General features: G+C 41.0%; 15 protein-coding genes. 6 read left to right on the forward strand and 9 right to left on the reverse strand.

Annotation, left to right across the window (positions count from 1 at the left end):
- Nucleotides 1–49: 49 nt before the first annotated feature.
- The 8 genes from BWD42_RS05745 to BWD42_RS05780 form a co-directional block, all read right to left on the reverse strand.
- Nucleotides 50–736: a Bax inhibitor-1 family protein gene (locus tag BWD42_RS05745; RefSeq protein WP_077434002.1), complete on the reverse strand. Its 687-nt coding sequence runs from the start codon at nucleotides 734–736 to the stop codon at nucleotides 50–52.
- Between the two features lie 150 nt (nucleotides 737–886).
- On the reverse strand, nucleotides 887–2,326 hold the full coding sequence (locus BWD42_RS05750) for a TolC family protein (protein ID WP_077434004.1): 1,440 nt from the start codon (nucleotides 2,324–2,326) through the stop codon (nucleotides 887–889).
- Complete coding sequence (locus BWD42_RS05755; protein WP_077434006.1) at nucleotides 2,319–5,483, reverse strand: efflux RND transporter permease subunit; 3,165 nt, start codon at nucleotides 5,481–5,483, stop codon at nucleotides 2,319–2,321. Before BWD42_RS05755 ends, BWD42_RS05750 begins: the two co-directional genes overlap by 8 nt.
- A gap of 22 nt (nucleotides 5,484–5,505) precedes the next feature.
- Nucleotides 5,506–6,588, reverse strand: a complete 1,083-nt coding sequence (locus BWD42_RS05760; RefSeq protein WP_077434008.1) for an efflux RND transporter periplasmic adaptor subunit — start codon at nucleotides 6,586–6,588, stop codon at nucleotides 5,506–5,508.
- 174 nt (nucleotides 6,589–6,762) lie between these two features.
- Entirely contained in the window at nucleotides 6,763–7,095 is a 333-nt protein-coding gene (locus BWD42_RS05765) for a hypothetical protein (RefSeq protein ID WP_139351029.1), read from the reverse strand.
- Nucleotides 7,096–7,248: 153 nt separating this feature from the next.
- Nucleotides 7,249–8,463, reverse strand: coding sequence for a DUF763 domain-containing protein (locus BWD42_RS05770; protein WP_077434012.1), 1,215 nt, complete (start codon nucleotides 8,461–8,463; stop codon nucleotides 7,249–7,251).
- A gap of 264 nt (nucleotides 8,464–8,727) precedes the next feature.
- Entirely contained in the window at nucleotides 8,728–9,378 is a 651-nt protein-coding gene (locus BWD42_RS05775) for a hypothetical protein (protein ID WP_175991966.1), read from the reverse strand.
- A gap of 94 nt (nucleotides 9,379–9,472) precedes the next feature.
- Nucleotides 9,473–12,394, reverse strand: coding sequence for an FAD-binding and (Fe-S)-binding domain-containing protein (locus BWD42_RS05780; protein ID WP_217700005.1), 2,922 nt, complete (start codon nucleotides 12,392–12,394; stop codon nucleotides 9,473–9,475).
- A 214-nt stretch (nucleotides 12,395–12,608) separates the two neighbouring features.
- Between BWD42_RS05780 and BWD42_RS05785 the strand changes: the two genes are divergently transcribed.
- From BWD42_RS05785 to BWD42_RS05810, 6 genes are all read left to right on the forward strand, one after another.
- A complete protein-coding gene (locus BWD42_RS05785; RefSeq protein WP_077434016.1) occupies nucleotides 12,609–13,112 on the forward strand; it encodes an FUSC family protein in 504 nt (167 codons plus the stop codon).
- A 182-nt stretch (nucleotides 13,113–13,294) separates the two neighbouring features.
- Nucleotides 13,295–13,768, forward strand: a complete 474-nt coding sequence (locus BWD42_RS05790) for an Lrp/AsnC family transcriptional regulator (RefSeq protein ID WP_077434018.1) — start codon at nucleotides 13,295–13,297, stop codon at nucleotides 13,766–13,768.
- 19 nt (nucleotides 13,769–13,787) lie between these two features.
- Complete coding sequence (locus BWD42_RS05795) at nucleotides 13,788–14,855, forward strand: EamA family transporter (RefSeq protein WP_077434020.1); 1,068 nt, start codon at nucleotides 13,788–13,790, stop codon at nucleotides 14,853–14,855.
- 155 nt (nucleotides 14,856–15,010) lie between these two features.
- Nucleotides 15,011–15,772: a 5'-nucleotidase C-terminal domain-containing protein gene (locus BWD42_RS05800; protein ID WP_254846184.1), complete on the forward strand. Its 762-nt coding sequence runs from the start codon at nucleotides 15,011–15,013 to the stop codon at nucleotides 15,770–15,772.
- The gene (locus tag BWD42_RS05805; protein WP_077434022.1) at nucleotides 15,750–16,709 is read left to right on the forward strand and encodes a bifunctional metallophosphatase/5'-nucleotidase; all 960 of its coding nucleotides are present in this window, start codon (nucleotides 15,750–15,752) and stop codon (nucleotides 16,707–16,709) included. Before BWD42_RS05800 ends, BWD42_RS05805 begins: the two co-directional genes overlap by 23 nt.
- Before the next feature lie 155 nt (nucleotides 16,710–16,864).
- Nucleotides 16,865–18,082: an MFS transporter gene (locus BWD42_RS05810; protein ID WP_077434024.1), complete on the forward strand. Its 1,218-nt coding sequence runs from the start codon at nucleotides 16,865–16,867 to the stop codon at nucleotides 18,080–18,082.
- A 65-nt stretch (nucleotides 18,083–18,147) separates the two neighbouring features.
- Here BWD42_RS05810 and BWD42_RS05815 read toward each other — a convergent pair whose 3' ends face one another.
- Entirely contained in the window at nucleotides 18,148–20,151 is a 2,004-nt protein-coding gene (locus BWD42_RS05815) for a M13 family metallopeptidase (RefSeq protein ID WP_077434026.1), read from the reverse strand.
- Nucleotides 20,152–20,185: the final 34 nt, after the last annotated feature.

The raw sequence follows: 20,185 nt of genomic DNA on the forward strand, positions 1-20,185 counted from the left end.
GCATAATCAAATGATCTTTAAATACCTTTTCTTCAAAAAACGGATTAAATTAACGACGACTCATCAGAATACGTAAAATATACCAAAACAACAACATGATAGAAGAAAATAGCTGTAATGCAGCCCCTACATATTGTTCATTGCCGTAATTATATTTCAGATTTTGTGTTTGGTACAAAATGCTTCCTGAAGCAATCAACACCATGATGATAGAAAACCAAAGTCCCAATTGAAATCCAAATAATGCGCCCGCGACAATGGCCCCCAATGCTAGGAAGCCACCAATAACAAGGATGTTTTTCAGAAAAGAGAAATCCTTGTTTGACATAAAAGCAACAGCTGTAAGTGCTGTAAACAGGGCCAGCGTCATTATACTTGCCTGATATAGCATACCCGCACCATCAGTCATCGAAGCGGCAATAAAAATCATCGGTAGGAAAATAATAGCTTCCAATACAATGTAAAATGCCAGTCCAAGATACTGGGTCTGACGGCTCTGCGCTAATGTCCATCGAGAGGACAATGAAGCTCCCAACCAGAAACATCCGAGAAGGAACAACCAAATAAACTTCCCACTGACCATCCATACAATAAGATCGTATGGAACTAATTTTATCAATAGGGTTTCCAAAACGATAAATGCCAAAATAGAAAGAGCAACGTGTAGATACGTTTTTTTATAGAAAACGCCTCTTTCAGCCTCATCGTTGACAAGTAAATACTCTTGTGATTCCATAAACAGTTAAATAAAATGTATTAATATACATTAAAAATAAGCATTAATTCGATTTTCACAATAAATAATTTAAGCAGAGCCTGTCGAATTACATCGCATTGATACAAAAAAAGAGGACCCCGCCTAGCAGGGTCCATTCAAACAAACAACTTATTTCCAGCCTCCTCCCAAATCTTTGTAGATATTAACAACCGCATTAAGCTGTTGCTTCTTAGTTTCAATCAATTCAAGTTTTGAATCCAATACATCGCGCTGTGTCATCAGCACTTCCATATAATCGGCGCGTGCCGACTTAAACAGATCGTCTGATACCGTCACCGAATTATTGAGCACTTCAACTTCCTTGGTTTTGAAATCATAACTCTTGCCAAGGTTTTCGATATTAGACAGTTGGGTAGACACTTCCAAATAGGCATTTAAAATTGCCTTCTCATAATTATAGACTGCCTGTATCTGCTTCGAATTTGCGGTATTCAATTCCGCTTTCAATCCATTTTTGTTTAACAGCGGAGCTGCCAACTCTCCTATTATGTTGTACAACATTGATTCGGGCATTTTAAACAAATAGGATGGCTTAAAAGCTTGCAGGCCCAGCGCAGCCGATATTTCCAAGGAAGGATAGAATTCCTTCCGCGCAATCTGTACATCCAATTTTGCAGCAGCAAGTTCATATTCAGCCTCACGGATATCAGGTCTATTGCTCAGGAGTTGACTCGGTATCCCCGTTTGTACTTTCGCAGGTACCATATCCACGAAGCTACTTTTATCGCGTTTGATTTCCTGTGGAAAACGTCCTAAAAGGAAATTAATTCGGTTTTCAGTTTCCTTAATCTGCTGGCGTGTCTCAAATTCCATTCCTTTGGTTTTTAACACTTCTGCCTGGAATTTTTGAACAGCAAGTTCTGTCACACGCGCCGCCTGCTTCTGTAGCTTTATGACCTCCAATGCATTGTCCTGCAACTCGATATTCTGTTTGATAATCGTTAGCTGGTTATCCAAAGCCAACAATTCGTAGTAAGATCGCGCAACCTCAGCGATAAGACTGCTCAGAACAAAGTTTTTACCTTCCACCGTAGCAAGATACCTGTTCAATGCCGCCTGTTCAGAATCTTTCAGTTTTTTCCAGACGTCGATTTCCCAGCTTGCATAGGCACCTATCTTTAGATCACCCAGTGGATCGGGCATTTCCTTCCCTGGTGCGATCTCTGTACTGGCATCCCCAGCTCCCTGACTTGTATAGCGTCCGACCTTCTCCACACCGCCACCGGCACGTAAACCCACACTCGGCTTCAATGCACCTTTTCGCAGTAATATATCATTCTTGGCAATAGCCAATTCTTGCAAGGTCACATTCAGCTCCTGATTATTTTTTAATGCCGTATCAATTAAAGCAACTAAATTAGGATCACTAAAAAAATCACGCCACTTCATATTGGCCGAATTCGTTGTATCCTGTGCAAGTGCTTCAGCAAATTGCTGTGGCACTTGCTTGTTTTCCTGAATCTGAGTCGCTTTAGGAACCTTACAGCCTGTCATTGCTGCGGACAGCAAAACCCCTACTACCCAATATTTATTTGTTTGACTAGTCATTGTTATCGATTTCTTCAGTTAATGGATTTTCATCTTCATGTTTGATAAGCTTACGTTTGGATGCGATTGTTCCAAAAATAAAGTAGAGCCCTGGGATGACAAGGATACCAAAGACAGTTCCAAACAGCATCCCTCCTGCCGCAGCGGTACCAATGGTCCGGTTGCCGATCGCTCCTGGCCCAGAAGCCATTACCAATGGAATCAAACCTGCAATAAACGCAAATGATGTCATTAGGATAGGTCTAAATCTCACCTTGGCTCCTTCCAAAGCTGCTTCGATGATACTGAGTCCCTGCGCATGTCGTTGTGTGGCAAACTCAACAATTAAAACCGCGTTCTTACCCAATAATCCAATGAGCATGACCAAGGCCACCTGTGCATAGATGTTGTTTTCCAGTCCCAAAACTTTGAGCAGGAAAAAGGCTCCAAAAATACCAATTGGCAATGATAACAGAACCGCAAATGGCATGATAAAGCTTTCGTATTGTGCTGAAAGAATAAGATAAACAAAGCCCAAACAGATCAAAAAGATATAGATCGCTTGATTACCACGTCCCACCTGATCTTTGGAGATACCAGCCCAATCAATACCATAGCCCTGTGGTAAGGTTTTCGCAGCTACGGCATTGATCACTTCAATAGCCTCACCGCTACTATATCCAGGAGCGGCAGAACCTGAAATTTCAGAAGCCATGTACATATTGTGCCGCGTGATCTCGGAGAGCCCATATACCTTTTCCATATGCATAAAAGCCGAAAAAGGCACCATCTCATCCTTATCGTTTTTCACATATAATTTCAAGATATCCTCAGGAAGAGCCCGATACTGCGGTAATGCCTGTACCATGACTTTATATTGCCGGTCATACTTAATAAAATTGGTTTCGTAGTTACTCCCCACCAACGTAGAAAGCGTATTCAGTGCATTGTCAATAGTCACCCCTTTTAACTGAGCCATATCATTGTCGATATGGAGCATATACTGCGGAAAACTAGCACTATAAAATGTAAAAACTGAGGACAACTCCGGCTGTTTATTCAATTCACGGACAAAATCCTTACTTACGGTCTCCATTTTTTTATAGTCACCAGAGCCCGCTTTATCCAAAAGCCGCAACTCAAATCCCCCTGCGGCACCATATCCCGGTACTGCTGGTGGCTGGAAAAACTCGATGGAAGCTCCGGGAATATTTTTCGCTGCATTTTCCAGCTGTTCGATAATTTCCTGCGAGGATTCCTTACGCTCTTCCCAACTTTTTAAATTGATCAGACAGGTTCCGGTATTCGCACCGGTTCCCTCAGTCAATATTTCGTAACCGGCCAATGAAGAAACGGATTGTACACCATCGATGTCCTCTGCTTCCTTTTGCAAGGTTTGAGCGGCCAGATTTGTCCGTTCTAAGGTCGATCCCGGTGGCGTTTGGATAATAGCATAAATCATCCCCTGATCCTCGTTCGGAATAAAGCCTGCTGGTACGGAATTATTTAAAAAGTAGGCGCCAATACAGAATCCGATCAATACCACAAAAGTAAAAAGACGCTTATCAACGATACCTTTCAGTAAGAAAACATATTTGTTGGACATCTTATCAAACAATCTATTGAACGCATCCAAAAATTTGTCCACGATGGATTTCTTACGAGGTTTGCCATGATTGTTCTTCAGCATAATCGCACACAACGCTGGTGTCAACGTCAATGCAACTACACCGGAAAGGATAATAGATGTCGCCATCGTAATGGAGAACTGGCGATAAAAAATTCCGACAGGCCCCGACATAAAGGCAACAGGAATAAATACGGCCGCCATCAGAAATGTAATAGCGATAATAGCACCGCTGATTTCATGCATCGCTTTCTTCGTTGCCTTATAGGCTGAAATATGCAGTTCCTCCATCTTGGCGTGTACGGCTTCGATGACGACAATGGCATCATCCACAACGACACCTATCGCCAATACCAGGGCAAACAGTGTGATCAGGTTGATTGTGATACCAAAAAATTGCATAAACAGGAATGATCCCACTAAGGAAACCGGTACGGCAATGGTTGGAATTAAGGTAGACCGCCAGTCCCCAAGGAATAAAAAGACAACAATCGCCACCAGTATAAAGGCTTCAATTAAGGTATGGATCACTTTTTCCATGGAAGCATCCAAAAATTTAGAAACATCATAACTGATTTCGTAATCCAGTCCTTTCGGAAAAGAAGACTTTAGTTCCTTCATTTTATTTTTAACATCCTGGATTACCTGAGAAGCATTGCTACCATAGGATTGTTTCAGGACAATAGCGGCAGAGGGCTTCCCATTCAAGGTAGAATAAATATCATACATGGCGGATCCAAATTTAATATCGGCAACATCGCGCAAGCGCAACATTTCACCGTTTGCATTTGTTCGTAATACGATATTTCCATAGCCTTCGGTTGTTGTGAAACGTCCCGGATATTTCAGGACATATTCAAAAGACTGTGAAGTAATCCCGGAAGACTCGCCGGCCTTGCCCGGAGATGCTTCCAAACTTTGTTCTGACAGAGCTTTCATCACCTCCTCAGCGGATATTTTATAGGCTGTCATGCGATCAGGTTTTAACCAGATCCGCATTGCCAACTCCCGTGTTCCAAGAATATTTGCCACACCAACCCCGTCCACACGTCGTAACTCCGAAACAATATTCATATCGGCAAAGTTGTACATAAAGTTTCCATCAAGGTCTTTATCCTTGCTATATAGGTTGATATACATCAACATATTGGATTCTTCCCTTGTAATTTTCACCCCCTCGCGTACAACGATCGGTGGAAGCTTATTAACAACAGAAGCCACACGGTTCTGTACGTTCAATGAAGCTTGGTTCGGGTCTGTACCCAAATTGAATACCACCTGTATGCTGGCTTCACCATCGTTACCGGCATCTGAAGCCATATATTTCATTCCCGGAACCCCATTGATGGCGCGCTCAAGTGGAATGATAACAGATTTTATCATGAGTTCCCCATTCGCACCCGGGTATTCTGCTGTAATGTTTACTTTAGGTGGCGATATGGATGGAAATTGAGTTACTGGAAGTTGTACCATCGAAAGAACCCCCAGAAACACGATGATCAATGAAATGACAATCGAAAGTACAGGTCTATTTATAAAACGACTAAACATAGTAATTTAAGAGTATGGGAATTTATTCTGTTTTTAACTTCAAATTAGAAATGGCCTCTTTGGGCTGAACGAAACTATAGCTGATTTTTTCATCCTCTTTCACTTTCTGTATACCGTCCAATAGGAATTTATCATCTTTTTGAAGTCCACTGCTGACCACATAAAGATCAGGAAGGGAATTGCTGATTGTGATATAACGCGCTTTTAACTTGCCCGCTTTATCCACGACATAAACATATTTCCGGTCCTGTAACTCGTAGGTTGCCTTTTGTGGAATAATCAATGCCTGCTTCAATGGAAAATTCATTACGACTTTACCACTTTCACCATGTTTCAATAATCGATTGGGATTTGGAAATCTCGCCCTAAAAGCAATGTTACCAGTTTCGCTGTCAAATTCACTCTCTATGGTTTCAACCACACCATGTTCTTGGAACAATTCGTTATTGGCAAGCAATAATCCAACATGGGTATCGCCGCGTTTACTCACGTTTGTCTGATAATTGAGGTACTCCGGTTCTGACACATTGAAGTATACCAGCATCTGACTATTGTCGGAGAGGCTAGTCAGTAACTCGCCCTCATCCACCAAACTTCCTAGTTTTAGCGGGATACGGTCAATTGTACCATCAAATGGTGCTCTTATTTCCGTAAAAGAAAGGTGCAGTTTGGCAATTGCGGAAGCCGCTTTGGCTTGCTCCAGTTTGGCTTTCGCCATAGCAAGTTCGTTGGGGGATACCACATTTTTATCGGCTAAGCTCTTGGTGTTCTGCACTTCAATCTCGGCGACACTCACTTCCGCCATAGATTTCTTAAACTCTGCTTCATACATTTTGGGCATAATGCGAAACAGTAGCTGTCCTTTGTGTACAAATTGTCCCTCATCCACAAAAATCTGCTCCAGGTATCCTTTCTCCTGAGCACGTAATTCGATATTGCGAAATGATTTAATCTGAGAAACAAAATCCTTACGGATTGTAGTATCCACCTGTACGGGAGAGGTAACATTGAATTTTTCCTTTTCTTCTTTCTCTTCCTTTTTGGAAGTACACCCAATTTGGCATAATACCATAGCCAAATTAACGAGCATAAATACTCTTTTCATTTGTAAGCGTCTAATTAAAAATAAGTTTGATTGTTTGTTGATATGGTAGTTGAAATAAACTAACTCTTAGATCGTTGTAATGCACGTAAAAACACAGGATTATTCATCTCTCGATGAAAGTGAATTATTCGGAATACAACGAAAATAAAGTTGGGTTATTTCGGGGATTGGCTATTAAATCCTCCAGTTTTGTTGAAGAATATACCTTTGGGGGTGTAAATAAGCGACAAAATTGCAAAAAGGAATCTTTTTTGCAAAACGAAATACAAAGATAAAAAGTACAACCGCACAGAACAATAAAGCAACAAAATTGGAAGCTGCTTCGAGGTCTTTGGTCAACTGGAAATTCTCACTGTTAAACTCTTCGATAACGGGATTCTCATCATGTACGCTTCCAGCTTTTAAAGGATCGATGTGAGCACTTAGCGTATTAATCCTGTCCTTCAGGTTGGCATCATTGTGCTGGTACATAAAACTGACCGTAGGGCGATCAGATTCGTTTAGCACAGCATGGCTATTACCGCTCCTTATCAATAGGAACACTATAAAACATAGAATTGTAATAACCACTTTCATTTGAGGGCAAATATACTAGCGTATAAACAATTTCAATAGGGTTTAACACAATTTAACAAAATGATTACAATCCAACAATAATGTTTAGAAAAGCGACAACTGTTGCCCTATGTCGCCATCCTTCAGAGCTTTTGCCTGACCAAATACGGTTCGACCATTGTACTTCCAGGAGTCTCTACGTTCTTCCGCTATGACCTGTTGAATATCAAACTGGGGTGTGAAATTACGCTCAGCGTCCAATATGATCTGATGGAGTTTATGCATGGATTTTAATTTATCGCTATTCCCCAGTTTTGACCTTTCGATACCCTTTTGTAAGATTTGAATGCTTTGGTCGTAAATATCCAAAGGGACAGGAAAAGGATGCCCATCCTTTCCACCATGGGCAAAAGAAAAACGCGCGGGATCTTTAAATCGCGCCGGAGCACCATGGATCACCTCACTGACTAGTGCCAAGGATTGTAATGTACGCGGCCCCATCCCCTTTAACAGCAAAAGCCCTTCAAAATCCGGAGGCTGATTTTCCCGTGCCACATATAACATCGCTCCTAACCTTTTGAGATCGACATCTGCAGCACGTACATCGTGATGGGAAGGCATGACCAATTTTTTAAAGTCCAATAATGCACGGGAAGAGTCTTCGTTAACGATAGTCATAATGCCTGTCCTGTTAGGAGCTGCAGCAGAAGCTGTCAAATTCAAAATAAGGCCCTGCGAACGCCCTTCAATACCAGCATGAGGTTCGTCAATGAAAGAGCGAACTTTCTCTGAATGCCAATGATAGCGGCGGGCAGTTCCATCATGATGATGCATACCCTGTTGTACTACAGCCCAATGACCGTCTTTGCTGACAATAAAATTGTGGAGGTATAACTGATAACCATCTTGTATCGCCGTATTATCCACCTTGGCCACTAACTTACTTGTTCGAACCAATTTATTCCCGTCCAAACCGGTTTTATCTGCCAGATAAAGTAGCTCCTGTGGTGTGTTTTTAGAAAATTTACCCTTACCGCCACATATATAGAGACCGAAGGCATCCGCACAGGGATTGATCGCGCGTTTTAAAGCACCCATAACCGATGTTGTAATACCTGATGAATGCCAGTCCATGCCAAGTACAGCGCCAAAGCTTTGGAACCAAAATGGATCTGCCAATCTCCGGAGCACCTCATCTTGTCCATAATCCATCAGAATGACCTCCACAATGGATTTGCCCAGTGAACTCATCCGTTCATACAGCCAAGCCGGTACCTTTCCATAGTGTAGCGGCAAATCTGCCGTTCCTGAATGCCTCATAAATAAAACTAAATATATTAGTACAAATGTAGCGCTTTTTATTTGTTAAACAAGAGATCCAGCACATTGGGATTGATCACTTACAACACCAAAACCCTATACATACCTAAGGAAATCAGTAGCATGTAAAACCAGGAAATCAGACCAATAAAAGACCCAATATAAAAAAAGGCTGTATACATCGTGTGATTATACAGCCTTCTCGCTATTTCAATATATTACCGGTCAAAGCCGGTTACTTAATCTCTTTCAACAGTTAAAGATTTACTTTCCAGTCAAAGCCGATATAAATCCAGCACGGAACGATGGATCTTTTTCGGAAAATTCAATCGAGTGTTTATAGGTATCCACATTAAAAAATAACTCCGCAGGTTCCGCCTTTTTATTCTCTAAAAATAGTTTGAAACTATAGGCAGTTTTCTTTGATAGATCAACATTCACTTTATTGGATGAAAATACATTGGGCAGAACTACTTCTTTCGTAAAACCATCAGTAGTTGGCATTTGAAACAATTCACCTAAAGCTTTAACCAAGTTATCAGATTGTGTTCCTAAGGTAGTAATTTTAATTTTCCCTTTCGTAAAGCCCACATCATCACTCGGCTGACCATCAATAATACCTGCTGGGATAAAATCAACAACTTCAATTTTAGCACCTACTGTATCCTTATTGTAAATTGATTTCGTTGTATAAATGCGACTCGAATCGGTTTTAACTTCATCGGTAATACGCAGAAAAAAACTCTTTTTTTCAGGCCCGGGAGTACCGTTCGTTAGTTTTTCGATGCGTACCCGCTCAATTGTGCTAGCGGTCGCAGTATCGCTTCCATCAGTTTTCTTCTGATTGGAATTTCCACAAGCAGCCACCATCATCGTAGCTGTTGCAAGAAGGGCTATAGATTGAATTTTGTACATGGTGAATTGTTTATTATCAGTAATCATTGAAATATTGTTCCTATAATATTACTACTATTACTGATAACAAACAACTATTCGCAATGTTTTTATTTTATTTCAATAAAGCGTCGTATAAAATTTCAATGGGGTGAAAAGATTTTCTTCCGGTACCATCTTTGATCTGATGCCGGCACGAGGTACCCGCAGCAGCTATTAGAGTCGTTGTATCTGTGTTACGTACAGCCGGCAACAAAACCAGTTCGGCGACTTTCATCGAGACATCATAATGTTCAACTTCGTATCCAAATGACCCCGCCATACCACAGCAGCCCGACGGAATCACTTCAACGGAATAATTGGACGGGAACGCTAAGACTTGCTGGGTAATACTTACCAGATGAAAAGCTTTTTGATAGCAATGCCCATGCAGTTTGATTTTTCTTTCTGCGGCTGTAAACTGCTCCTGATGAATTCGCCCCGCTTCGATTTCCGCCAACAGAAATTCGTCAATCATAAGTGCATTTTTAGCCACCTGCTGCGCATCAATACGCAGATTTTCATCAACCAGACTTAAATATTCATCTCTAAATGTAATGATACCAGATGGCTCAATACCCAATAACGGTGTTTCGTCGGTAATCAGGCCTTTTAGGAAATTGATGTTTTGATTGGCAATCTTTTTTGCTTCTTTGACAAATCCTTTGGAGAGGTAAGTCCGTCCGCTTTGTACATGTTTTGGAATAATCACTTCATAGCCCAATGCCGTTAACAGCTTGTAAGCTGTAATACCTATCTCAGCGTCGTTATATTCCGTAAACTCATCTGCGAATAGATAGACCTTGCGTTTGGTCTGCGGCACTGTCGTTTGCTTCCTGACCCATTGGCTCAACGTCGTTCCATTCACCGTAGGAAGAGAGCGTTTTGGCGCAAACCCTACGGTTTTCTTTACCAACCCGGATAAAAAGTCATTTTTCACAACAAAATTATAGATTGGAGCGACGAGCGATCCCAGTTTCTGGGAATCCGTAAAATTCGCGATCAATTTGGTCCTGAACCCAGCCCCATGTTCATCGTAATAATGCTGTAAAAACTCGGCTTTCATCTTGGCAACGTCCACACTCGACGGACATTCCGTTTTACAGCCTTTGCAGCTCAAACATAGATCCATCACTTCCTTGATTTCCTCATGGTCAAAGCGATTCTTTTTCGTGGAGTTGGTCAAAAATTGACGTAACATATTCGCCCGTGCTCGTGTTGTATCCTTCTCATCCCTTGTCGCCATAAAAGATGGACACATCGTGCCACCGGTAATTTCTGTTTTACGGCAATCACCCGAGCCCGAACATTTTTCAGCCAAACGGAGAATGGATTCATCTTTGGAAAAATCAAAATAGGTTTTTATGTCCGTTCTATTTTTTTCATTGTCATAACGCAAATGGGCATCCATTGGTGGAGTGTTTACAATCTTATTTGCATTAAAAACTCCTAGGGGATCGAAGATTAACTTTACTTCCTCCAAAAGTTTATAAACTTTTTCTCCGAGTACTTTACCAATAAATTCGCCCCTCAAACGTCCGTCACCATGCTCCCCACTCAAGGACCCGTTATACTTTAACACAAGGTCACTTGTCTTTTCCAATATGGAGCGGAAAGTGCGCTTACCTTCTGCTGTTTTCAGATTGACAAAAGGCTCGATATGTAGCTCACCCGCTCCGGCATGTGCATAGTAAGAGGCATGCACCCCCTCTTCAATCAAAAGTTTCTGGATGTCACTGACGTAGGCTGGGAGATCCTCTGGAGAAACCGCACAGTCTTCGATTAAATTGACCGGCTGGCTGTCTCCGGGAAGATTACGAATAAGCCCTAGTCCAGCTTTTCGAACATCCCAGACAAGATTAGTCTGCTCCACTCCGGTAATATAAGGATAGGCATAGCCCAAACCTTTCTCAATCAGTTCAGCCTTTAAAGCCATGGCCTTGGCCTCAGTTTCCGCAGCAGTATGAGCTCTAAATTCTACGATCAACAGTGCCTGAGGATCACCCTCAATAAAAAAGCGGTTGTATCTATAAGTCGGATGCCCGACCGTGAAATCCATGATATATTTATCAACCAGCTCAGATGCCGCAGGTTGATGATTCAACGCGATGACATTTCCATGCATGCATTCCACCATATCAGCAAAATGAACACATAATAGTCCAAGTTCCTGTGGCGGTAAATCCATCAAGCGAAGCTTTGCCTCCGTTACAATCGCCAAAGTCCCCTCCGAACCCGCCAAAAGGTTACACATATTAAACGGTTGTGCGCGATCGCTCAAAATATCCAAGGCATAGCCCGTATTTCGTCGGGTAATCGAACGTTTGGGGTAACCAGTTTCAATCGCCGCTAAATTTTGAGGATCTGTCAACAGATCATTCATGTGACGGTAGATATCCCCTTCACGATCTGCCTGTAAAAGTTTTTTGAAATAACTTGCCTCATCCAGTGCAACAAAACTTACCTCAGATTTATCATCTAAAAGTACATTTGCCGCGATGAGGTTATGACGGGTATCACCCCAAACAATGGAATGGAGACCTGAGGAATTATTTCCAATCATTCCACCCACCATAGCCCGGCTTGCCGTGGATGTCTCCGGGCCAAACATCAGTCCAAAAGGCTTCAGATAACTATTCAGATCATCACGAATCACTCCAGGTTGCACACGCACCCATTTCTCCTCCACATTCAATTCCAGGATTCGGTTAAAATGGCGCGATATATCCATGATGATACCATTTCCGACAACCTGACCAGCTAGGGATGTACCTGCTGTACGGGGAATTAAGGTTGTTTGCTCTGTCCGGGCAAAATCAATCAGCTTCTTGATGTCATTTATATCTGCTGGAATAGCGACAGCCAACGGCTTCTCTTGGTATACCGAAGCATCCGTCGAATAAGCAAACAACATCGTTTGGTGTGACGCTTCATCTGTATAATACAACTCTCCTTTTAGTTGAGTTGCCAATAGGGCTAATTGACTCTGATCTTTCACTGGATATAATTTTTAAATGTAGAAAACAAATCTAGTGAAATTTCTTCTTTGGGAAAAGGCTTAATTGCAAGAAACGCACAACTTCCTAATGCAAAACGCATAAAAACGCAAATGCAAAATGCAACAAACTTGAATTTTATTTCGCATCTTCCTCATTTGCTCGTATTTTTGCTACAGCAACACTGTTTTAACGAATTAACATCTTCTCCGTTATATGCGTAATCTTATCCTCCGATACACATTACATTCAGATTTTATTATATATGCAATAAGGGTATTACTGGGATTTCTGCCCGGCTATATGCTATTTGTTAGCTTTCCACAATACTCCGTATCCTGGACACTCATTTCAATTATCCTGGTCATATCCCCGCAGGAAAATGAGTCAAAAAAAATTGCCATTGACCGTGCAAAATCAAATTTTATTGGCTCCGCCATCGGCCTTAGTCTATATTTCGTGCCAATTCCACAACTTTACGCTATGATTATTGGCATACTCGCATCTTTGGTTATCTGTAAGGCTTTAAATATTATGGCTGTGGCCCGCACATCTATGGTGGCGTTAATTATTGTCTACTTACATGAGCAGGAAAGTCGCTCCTATTTTGCCGCTCTTGACCGTTTCGGTTGTGTTTGTGTAGGATGTTTGATCGGTTTAGGTGTCATCCTATCCACCCGAAATATCATTATTAAATTGAGAAATCGGTATAATTGTTGAGTTGCATAAACCAGAGCACATATGTAACTTCTTTTCAACCAATAAATTAAAGCGAACCCAGCGAATTAGCAATGCTATCTATCGAATAAAATTCGTAACGAAAACCAATTGTTCAGAATAATATTCATTATTAACACCAATATTTTGAATATTCTACTTTTTTCCTTACCTTTGCAGTCGAAATGACAAAAGTAGAATATAATTTAGATCAGGTAGATTACAAAATCCTTCGTTTAATGCAGGATAACGGGCGTATCAACAATGCTGATATTGCCAGAGAATTAGGCATGGCTCCTTCAGCAATACTGGAGCGGGTCAAGAAGCTCGAACAGAAAGATGTGATCTTAAAGTACAGCGCCAAGATCAATCCTGCGGCTGTTGATCAAAAACTTTTATCATTTATTTTCATCAAAGCCAATGATATCATTGGTGAACAACGCGTGGGCCTTGCGCTTGCGGAAATTCCGGAAGTACAAGAAGTTCACGACATAGCTGGAGATGACGGTTATCTTATCAAAGTAAGAACGGCAGATTCAACAGCTTTGGTCGATTTAATGCGGAATACACTGGGTAAAATAGAAGGTATAATTTCTACACGTACCACAATCGTACTTCAGACGGTAAAAGAAGATCAACAGGTTGTCATACCTGAATAACAGAAAGGAGGCTTTAATTATGTTGCAAGGAAACAAAAAAGCTGCAAACCCTCTAATGGTTGTAGTTGCTTATTTTATTATTTATGTGGTATGGGGCTCCACCTTTTTCTTTATAGAAAAAGCGTTGCATAGCTTTCCACCATTTATATTAGGTTCGTTTCGTTTTGTTACCGCAAGTGCCATACTGATGAGTTATTGTGCCATAAAAGGTTATAAACTTTTTAATAAACGTTCCATATTGGAAGCTGCCTTCGTAGGATTCTTACTTCTATTTGTGGATATGGCCGGCGTCATCTGGGCCGAACAATATGTTTCGGGAGGAGTAGCCGCGATTATAGCTGCAGCAGCCGCAATCTGGTTTATTTTACTTGACAAACCCAAATGGAAAGAAAATTTTAGCAGTGTCACCACAGTAGCCGGTGTTGTGCTCGGATTCATTGGGGTTGTTATGTTATTTGCAGAACAGATCATGGCTTCCAACGACAATGCCAATGGAAATTTGAAAATCATTGCGCTATGTATTTTGGTATTGGGCTCCATTGCCTGGACAGTAGGTTCCTTGGCATCTAAATACTTCAAAAAATCAGAAGTACAAGAAAAAGAAGATTTGCACGTTATGGTCAAAACAGCCTGGCAAATGGTCACTGCAGGTATTCTTTTTAATATTACCGCCCTTTTCACAGGCGAATATGCATCATTTGATTTAAGTAGTGTTGCCCCTGTTGATTGGTTTAATTTGGGTTACTTGATCACATTTGGCTCTATCCTAGCATTTAGTTCCTATATCTGGCTCTTACAGGTGCGCCCAGCGATGGAAGTAAGCACATACGCCTACGTAAATCCCATCATTGCGTTAATATTAAGTCATTTTTTCACTTCACATGCCGTGACTTCCTTACAGATTGTAGGTTTGGCCGTTATTTTGTTCTCTGTTTTACTGATGAACTGGAAAGCTTACCGCACCAAATTGTCAGCTAAAAATAAAAACAAAAAGATCCTGCAAGGCAATACATTGGACGCTTTGCCAAAGCATGGTGATCGTCAATCCACTATAGATGATCTTCCCGAAGCAGAATTAGTTCACTAGGTTGTTATTTTTCTAATTATATGATAAAGCTTAACGTAGATCTATGTTAAGCTTTTATTGTTTTTATCTTTTTAGCAAAATTAGACGAGCAGGAATGAGATTACTTCCTATTTAATTGGCTAACTTTGCCCTAGTATTTGGCTAAACTAACTAGAATGAATATATCAAAGCAAATTGCCTTTATGGGTAGTTTTGGAGTAGCTGCGCTTTTGATGGTTACGGGTTGTTCAAAGCAACTCCACCCTACACAAAAGGACTTCAAACAATACCATATCAACAAGGACGTACAAGCAGATCCTACTGTCGTTTCCATCTATGAACCATTCAAGCAAAAAATGGAAACTGAAATGAACCGCGTTATCGGACATGCCGATAAGGCGCTGACGAAAGAGAAGACCCCTGAAACACTAATGGGTAATTTCTTTTGTGAAGCATTGTTATGGATGAGTGACCATTATGCCCACAATCCAGCCGACCTTGCCTTTGCAACAAAAGGCGGAATTCGCAATGATCTGAAAGCCGGAAATATCACGGTAGGACTTATCTTTGAAGTCATGCCCTTTGAAAATACATTGACGATTATTGAACTAAAAGGCAGCCAAATACGCCAGCTTGCTGACTATATCGCGACAACCCATGGCCAGCCTATTGCGGGCATGACCTTAACGATAACAGGTAATAAGGTACAGGATATCAAAATCAAAGGACAGCCAATAGATGACAATAAAACGTACAAACTCGTCACCTATGATTATCTGGCCAATGGAGGTGATAACCTCCCCCTATTGACACAGTCGATCGCCAGAACCAACTATCCCCAACGGATGCGTGAAGGTCTCATAGAATATGTAAGTGAATTAACAAAAGCAGGTAAACAAGTAAATGCGGAATTAGATGGAAGAATTAAAATCAATTAATCGGAGAACCTTTATCAAGCAGGCCGGTGGATTTTCTGCAGCACTTGCACTGGGTTCCTTACCTTTTCAGGCAGCGGCAAAAAGTAAAAAGATCAAATTGACCATTTTACATACCAATGATGTGCATAGTCGCATTGAGCCATTTCCAATGGATGGTGGTAAGTATCAGGGACTGGGTGGTGTAGCTCGCCGTAGCACACTGATCAATAAGATCCGTAGCGAGGAAAATAATCTACTATTATTGGATGCAGGTGATATGTTTCAGGGAACGCCCTATTTCAACCTCTTTGGCGGCAAATTAGAGCTCGATCTGATGACCAAATTGCGGTACGACGCAGGGACATTTGGCAACCATGAATTCGATAATGGCCTGGATGGACTCGTGAAATATCTAGATCACGCCAAATTTCCATTTCTGACTGCCAACTATGATTTTAAAGGTACCGTACTTGAAGGAAAGACCCAGGACTATGCGATATTTCATAAAGGCGGTATCAAGGTGGGTGTGTTTGGGCTGGGGGTTGATATCGAAGGTTTGGTAGATCCCAATAATTACAAAGGGATGAAATACCTGGATCCGATTGAAATATCCAACAAAATCGTTAAAATCCTGAAAGAAAAACATAAGTGCGACCTTGTTATCTGTCTTTCACACCTCGGTTATCAATATGAGAATGATAAAGTTTCAGATCTGGTTCTGGCAGCCAAAACATCAGATATCGATCTGATCATTGGCGGACACACCCATACTTTTTTAAATGAACCGACCTTGGTCACAAATTTAAAAGGAACACAGACCGTGGTCAACCAAGTTGGTTTTGCAGGCATCAATCTTGGTCGCATTGATTTTATTATGGAACCGGGATCAGGCAAAAAGCAGATGATTGCAAGCACCTATCAGGTAAACCCGTCAATAGCAGAATCGCAACTGGCATAATATTATCCATTTATAATAGATGCCAAATTGACCAAATCAATTTGGCATTTTTTTGACAGAATCCGTTGAAGTTTTTGTGAGCCGAAACCAGCCCATACCGGAAAGATGGAAACGCTCATAATAAATGACAAGCTTTTAAAAAGCAAATTATTTGCATGAAAAAAATCATATCCATATACTTGGATTCCTTCAAAGGCCTTTCACAGGCCGCATGGCTCTTGGCAGTTGTTATGTTGATCAACAGAATGGGAAGTATGGTCATCCCCTTCCTTGGACTCTATATGACACAGGTCCTTCATTTTGATATTAAACAAGTTGGGATCGTACTAATGAGCTATGGTATAGGCTCCGTTTGCGGCTCCTACATCGGTGGATGGTTGACAGATCGGATTGGTAGCTTTAAGGTGCAATTCGGTAGTTTAGTATTGGCTTCGCCGCTATTTCTATTGATCCCTTTATTTAAAGAGGTTCAATCCCTGTCTGTCATGATCTTTACACTAAGTCTAATTTTTGATGCATTTAGACCTGCGAATTCTGTTTCTGTTGCCAGTTACGCTAAACCGGAGAACATTACCCGAGCCTTTTCACTCAATCGTTTAGCGATTAATCTGGGTTTTTCAATCGGTCCCGCTGTCGCAGGTTTTCTGGCGACGATCTCGTTTAACTGGATATTCTATGGAAATTCCTTTGCAGTGATGTGTGCCGCTGTGATTTTCTTTATCTTCTTTAATAAGAGGCAAAAAAGAACAGATGTAAAAGCAAAAAAAGAAGCATTGGTAGACGGCAATCTAACCGTAAAACAAAGTCGTAATCCATACACCGACGTTCCCTTTATATTATTTAATATATTCTGCTGCATTTTCTCGTTCTGCTTTTTCCAGCTCATTACGACCTTACCTATATTTTATCGCGAAGTACACCACTTGGACGATCATCAGATCGGATTTCTACTAGGTTGGAGTGGTTTTGTGATCGTTCTATTGGAGATGTTTGTCGTCCATGTTGCCGAAAAGAGGTTTTCGCTGATCAGCACATTGGTGTTTGGCACCATTTTATGCGCACTTTCTTACGCCATGTTAAATTACTTGGGTGGACTTGGCTGGCTATATTTCACATTTTTCATCTTCGGTCTTGGCGAAATGCTGACACTTCCCTTTATGGCAACCGTATCGGTCAATCGTTCTACGCCCAAAACTCAGGGAGCATACATGGGATTCAACTCACTCGCTTTCTCTGCAGCAAATATCTTTTCACCGCTGCTTGGAACTTCTATTGTCGACTCCTTTGGCTTTACAACATTGTGGTGGGCCACAGCACTGACCCTCTCCCTTACAGGACTCGGTTTTTACCTTGTGCTGAAATGGATGAGATAAAAAATAAAAGGGATATTTCAAATGAAATGTCCCTTTTATCTTTTAAATAAGATCGGTGGATTTCCCTACCAGATTTTAATACGTTTATCCGTAGGGATAAACATTTTATCACCATCTTTCGTTTCCCAAGCAGCATGGAATGCATCCAAATTGATGATTGGCGCGAAAGCACGATATTGCGCCGGAGAATGTGGATCTGTTTTCACCTGATTCACAACAAATTCATCTGTTGTCTTGGTTCTCCAAATGGTAGCCCAGGAAAGGAAGAAACGCTGATTCTGTGTAAAACCATCGATTAATCCAGGATTTCCTTTGTCTTTTAAATACAGTTGTAGTGCATCGAAAGCGACAGAAGAACCACCCAAATCACCAATATTCTCACCTAAAGTGAAACGACCATTTACAAAAACTCCAGGAACTGGTTCATAAGCCTCAAATTGTTTGACCAACGCGTCCGCTGCAGCTTCAAATTTAGCCTTATCACCATCAGTCCACCAGTTGTTCAAATTTCCATTACCATCATACTTTGCACCCTGATCATCAAAACCATGAGATAACTCATGTCCTATGACTGCGCCGATGCCACCAAAATTCACGGCCGCATCTGCTTTATAATCATAGAATGGCGGCTGTAGAATTGCTGCTGGAAATACAATTTCGTTAAACAGTGGACTATAATAAGCATTGACGGTCTGTGGTGTCATTCCCCATTCAGATTTATCAACTGGCTTACCCTGTTTTGCAAGGTTCTCATAAAAGGCCCATCTGCTGGATGATAAAACATTCGCGTAAAGTGATGTTCCAATATCAAGTTTGCTATAATCCTTCCATTTGTCCGGATAACCAATTTTCACTTTAAACTTCGACAACTTTTCCAGCGCCTTCACTTTTGTATCTGCAGACATCCATGTTAGACCATTGATGTGCTGTCCAAATGCCTTTACAAGGTAACTTACTAACTCCTCCGCATCGGCTTTGGCTTTTGGCGGAAAATTCTCTTTTACATATAGTTTGCCCAAAAGTTCTCCAGCGATAGAATTAACAAATTCTACTCCTCTTTTGTCCAATGCGCGTTGTTCCTTCTGCCCTTTTAACTTACGGCCCCAGAAATCAAACGAAAGGTCATTTAATTCCTGAGTTGTATACGATGCAGCGGTATTTAATAAATGAAATGTCAAGATATCTTTAATAATCGGAAGGTTCGCCGGATTGAAGATCTTATCTAAATTTTCATAGTATTTTAGTTCGGGTACAATAACAGTATCCGCTTTGAATCCTACATCGCTTAGATATTTAGCAATGTCGACGTTTTTTACCATCTTTTTCAAATCAGCAACCGCCACCGGATTATAGCGGCCATTCGCGTCACGCGACTGTTCTACAGTTTTTAGATTAGCAGCCAATTCTTTTTCAAATGAAACAATTTTAGGACCTTTAAGATCTCTTGTACGTTGCCCGGATTTGACATAAAGCGCGGAAATATATTCCGAATAATCCTTTAATGTCTGTTCATTTTTTTGATCCTTAACCTGATAATAAGAACGGCCTAAGCCTAGACTCCCACCGCCCAAATAAACCGTGTTGACATTAGAATTTTTGAGATGCGCATATACATATCCACCAAAGAAAGGGTTTCCTCCGATAGGTGCCACCTCGACCAGGTATTTATAAAGATCGTCAAAATTCTTGATCGCAGTAATTTTTGTCAAATAGGGCTGAACAGGTTCTAATCCCAATTTATCACGCGTCTTCATATCTACAAAAGAACGGTAAAGATCCCCTATTTTTTGGTTATCAGTTCCTTTTGTAAATTGTCCCGATAATGATTCCTGCAACACTTTCAATGTAGCGATGTCTGTATTTTCACGCAGCTCATCAAAAGAACCCCAACGTGCCTTATCAGACGGAATTTTAACCGTTTTCATCCATTGACCATTCACAAAATTGTAGAAATCATCCTGTGGACGAACACTTTTATCCATGTAATTTACATTGATTGCATTATTTTGCGCATGGCCGGCCAAAGAACCACATGCCAACAAAGCAGCCAAAAGTATATTTCTCTTCATATAAATTTTAGTTTGTTATGTATCTAAACAAACT

Source organism: Sphingobacterium sp. CZ-UAM, from assembly GCF_002000245.1.
Lineage (GTDB): Bacteria > Bacteroidota > Bacteroidia > Sphingobacteriales > Sphingobacteriaceae > Sphingobacterium.

Bases quoted from the DNA above. Each gene is read 5' to 3' on its own strand.
- BWD42_RS05745 (WP_077434002.1), bottom strand. From the start codon at position 736: ATGGAATCACAAGAGTATTTACTTGTCAACGATGAGGCTGAAAGAGGC.
- BWD42_RS05750 (WP_077434004.1), bottom strand. From the start codon at position 2,326: ATGACTAGTCAAACAAATAAATATTGGGTAGTAGGGGTTTTGCTGTCC.
- BWD42_RS05755 (WP_077434006.1), bottom strand. From the start codon at position 5,483: ATGTTTAGTCGTTTTATAAATAGACCTGTACTTTCGATTGTCATTTCA.
- BWD42_RS05760 (WP_077434008.1), bottom strand. From the start codon at position 6,588: ATGAAAAGAGTATTTATGCTCGTTAATTTGGCTATGGTATTATGCCAA.
- BWD42_RS05770 (WP_077434012.1), bottom strand. From the start codon at position 8,463: ATGAGGCATTCAGGAACGGCAGATTTGCCGCTACACTATGGAAAGGTA.
- BWD42_RS05775 (WP_175991966.1), bottom strand. From the start codon at position 9,378: ATGTACAAAATTCAATCTATAGCCCTTCTTGCAACAGCTACGATGATG.
- BWD42_RS05785 (WP_077434016.1), top strand. From the start codon at position 12,609: ATGCGTAATCTTATCCTCCGATACACATTACATTCAGATTTTATTATA.
- BWD42_RS05790 (WP_077434018.1), top strand. From the start codon at position 13,295: ATGACAAAAGTAGAATATAATTTAGATCAGGTAGATTACAAAATCCTT.
- BWD42_RS05795 (WP_077434020.1), top strand. From the start codon at position 13,788: ATGTTGCAAGGAAACAAAAAAGCTGCAAACCCTCTAATGGTTGTAGTT.
- BWD42_RS05800 (WP_254846184.1), top strand. From the start codon at position 15,011: ATGAATATATCAAAGCAAATTGCCTTTATGGGTAGTTTTGGAGTAGCT.
- BWD42_RS05805 (WP_077434022.1), top strand. From the start codon at position 15,750: ATGGAAGAATTAAAATCAATTAATCGGAGAACCTTTATCAAGCAGGCC.
- BWD42_RS05810 (WP_077434024.1), top strand. From the start codon at position 16,865: ATGAAAAAAATCATATCCATATACTTGGATTCCTTCAAAGGCCTTTCA.
- BWD42_RS05815 (WP_077434026.1), bottom strand. From the start codon at position 20,151: ATGAAGAGAAATATACTTTTGGCTGCTTTGTTGGCATGTGGTTCTTTG.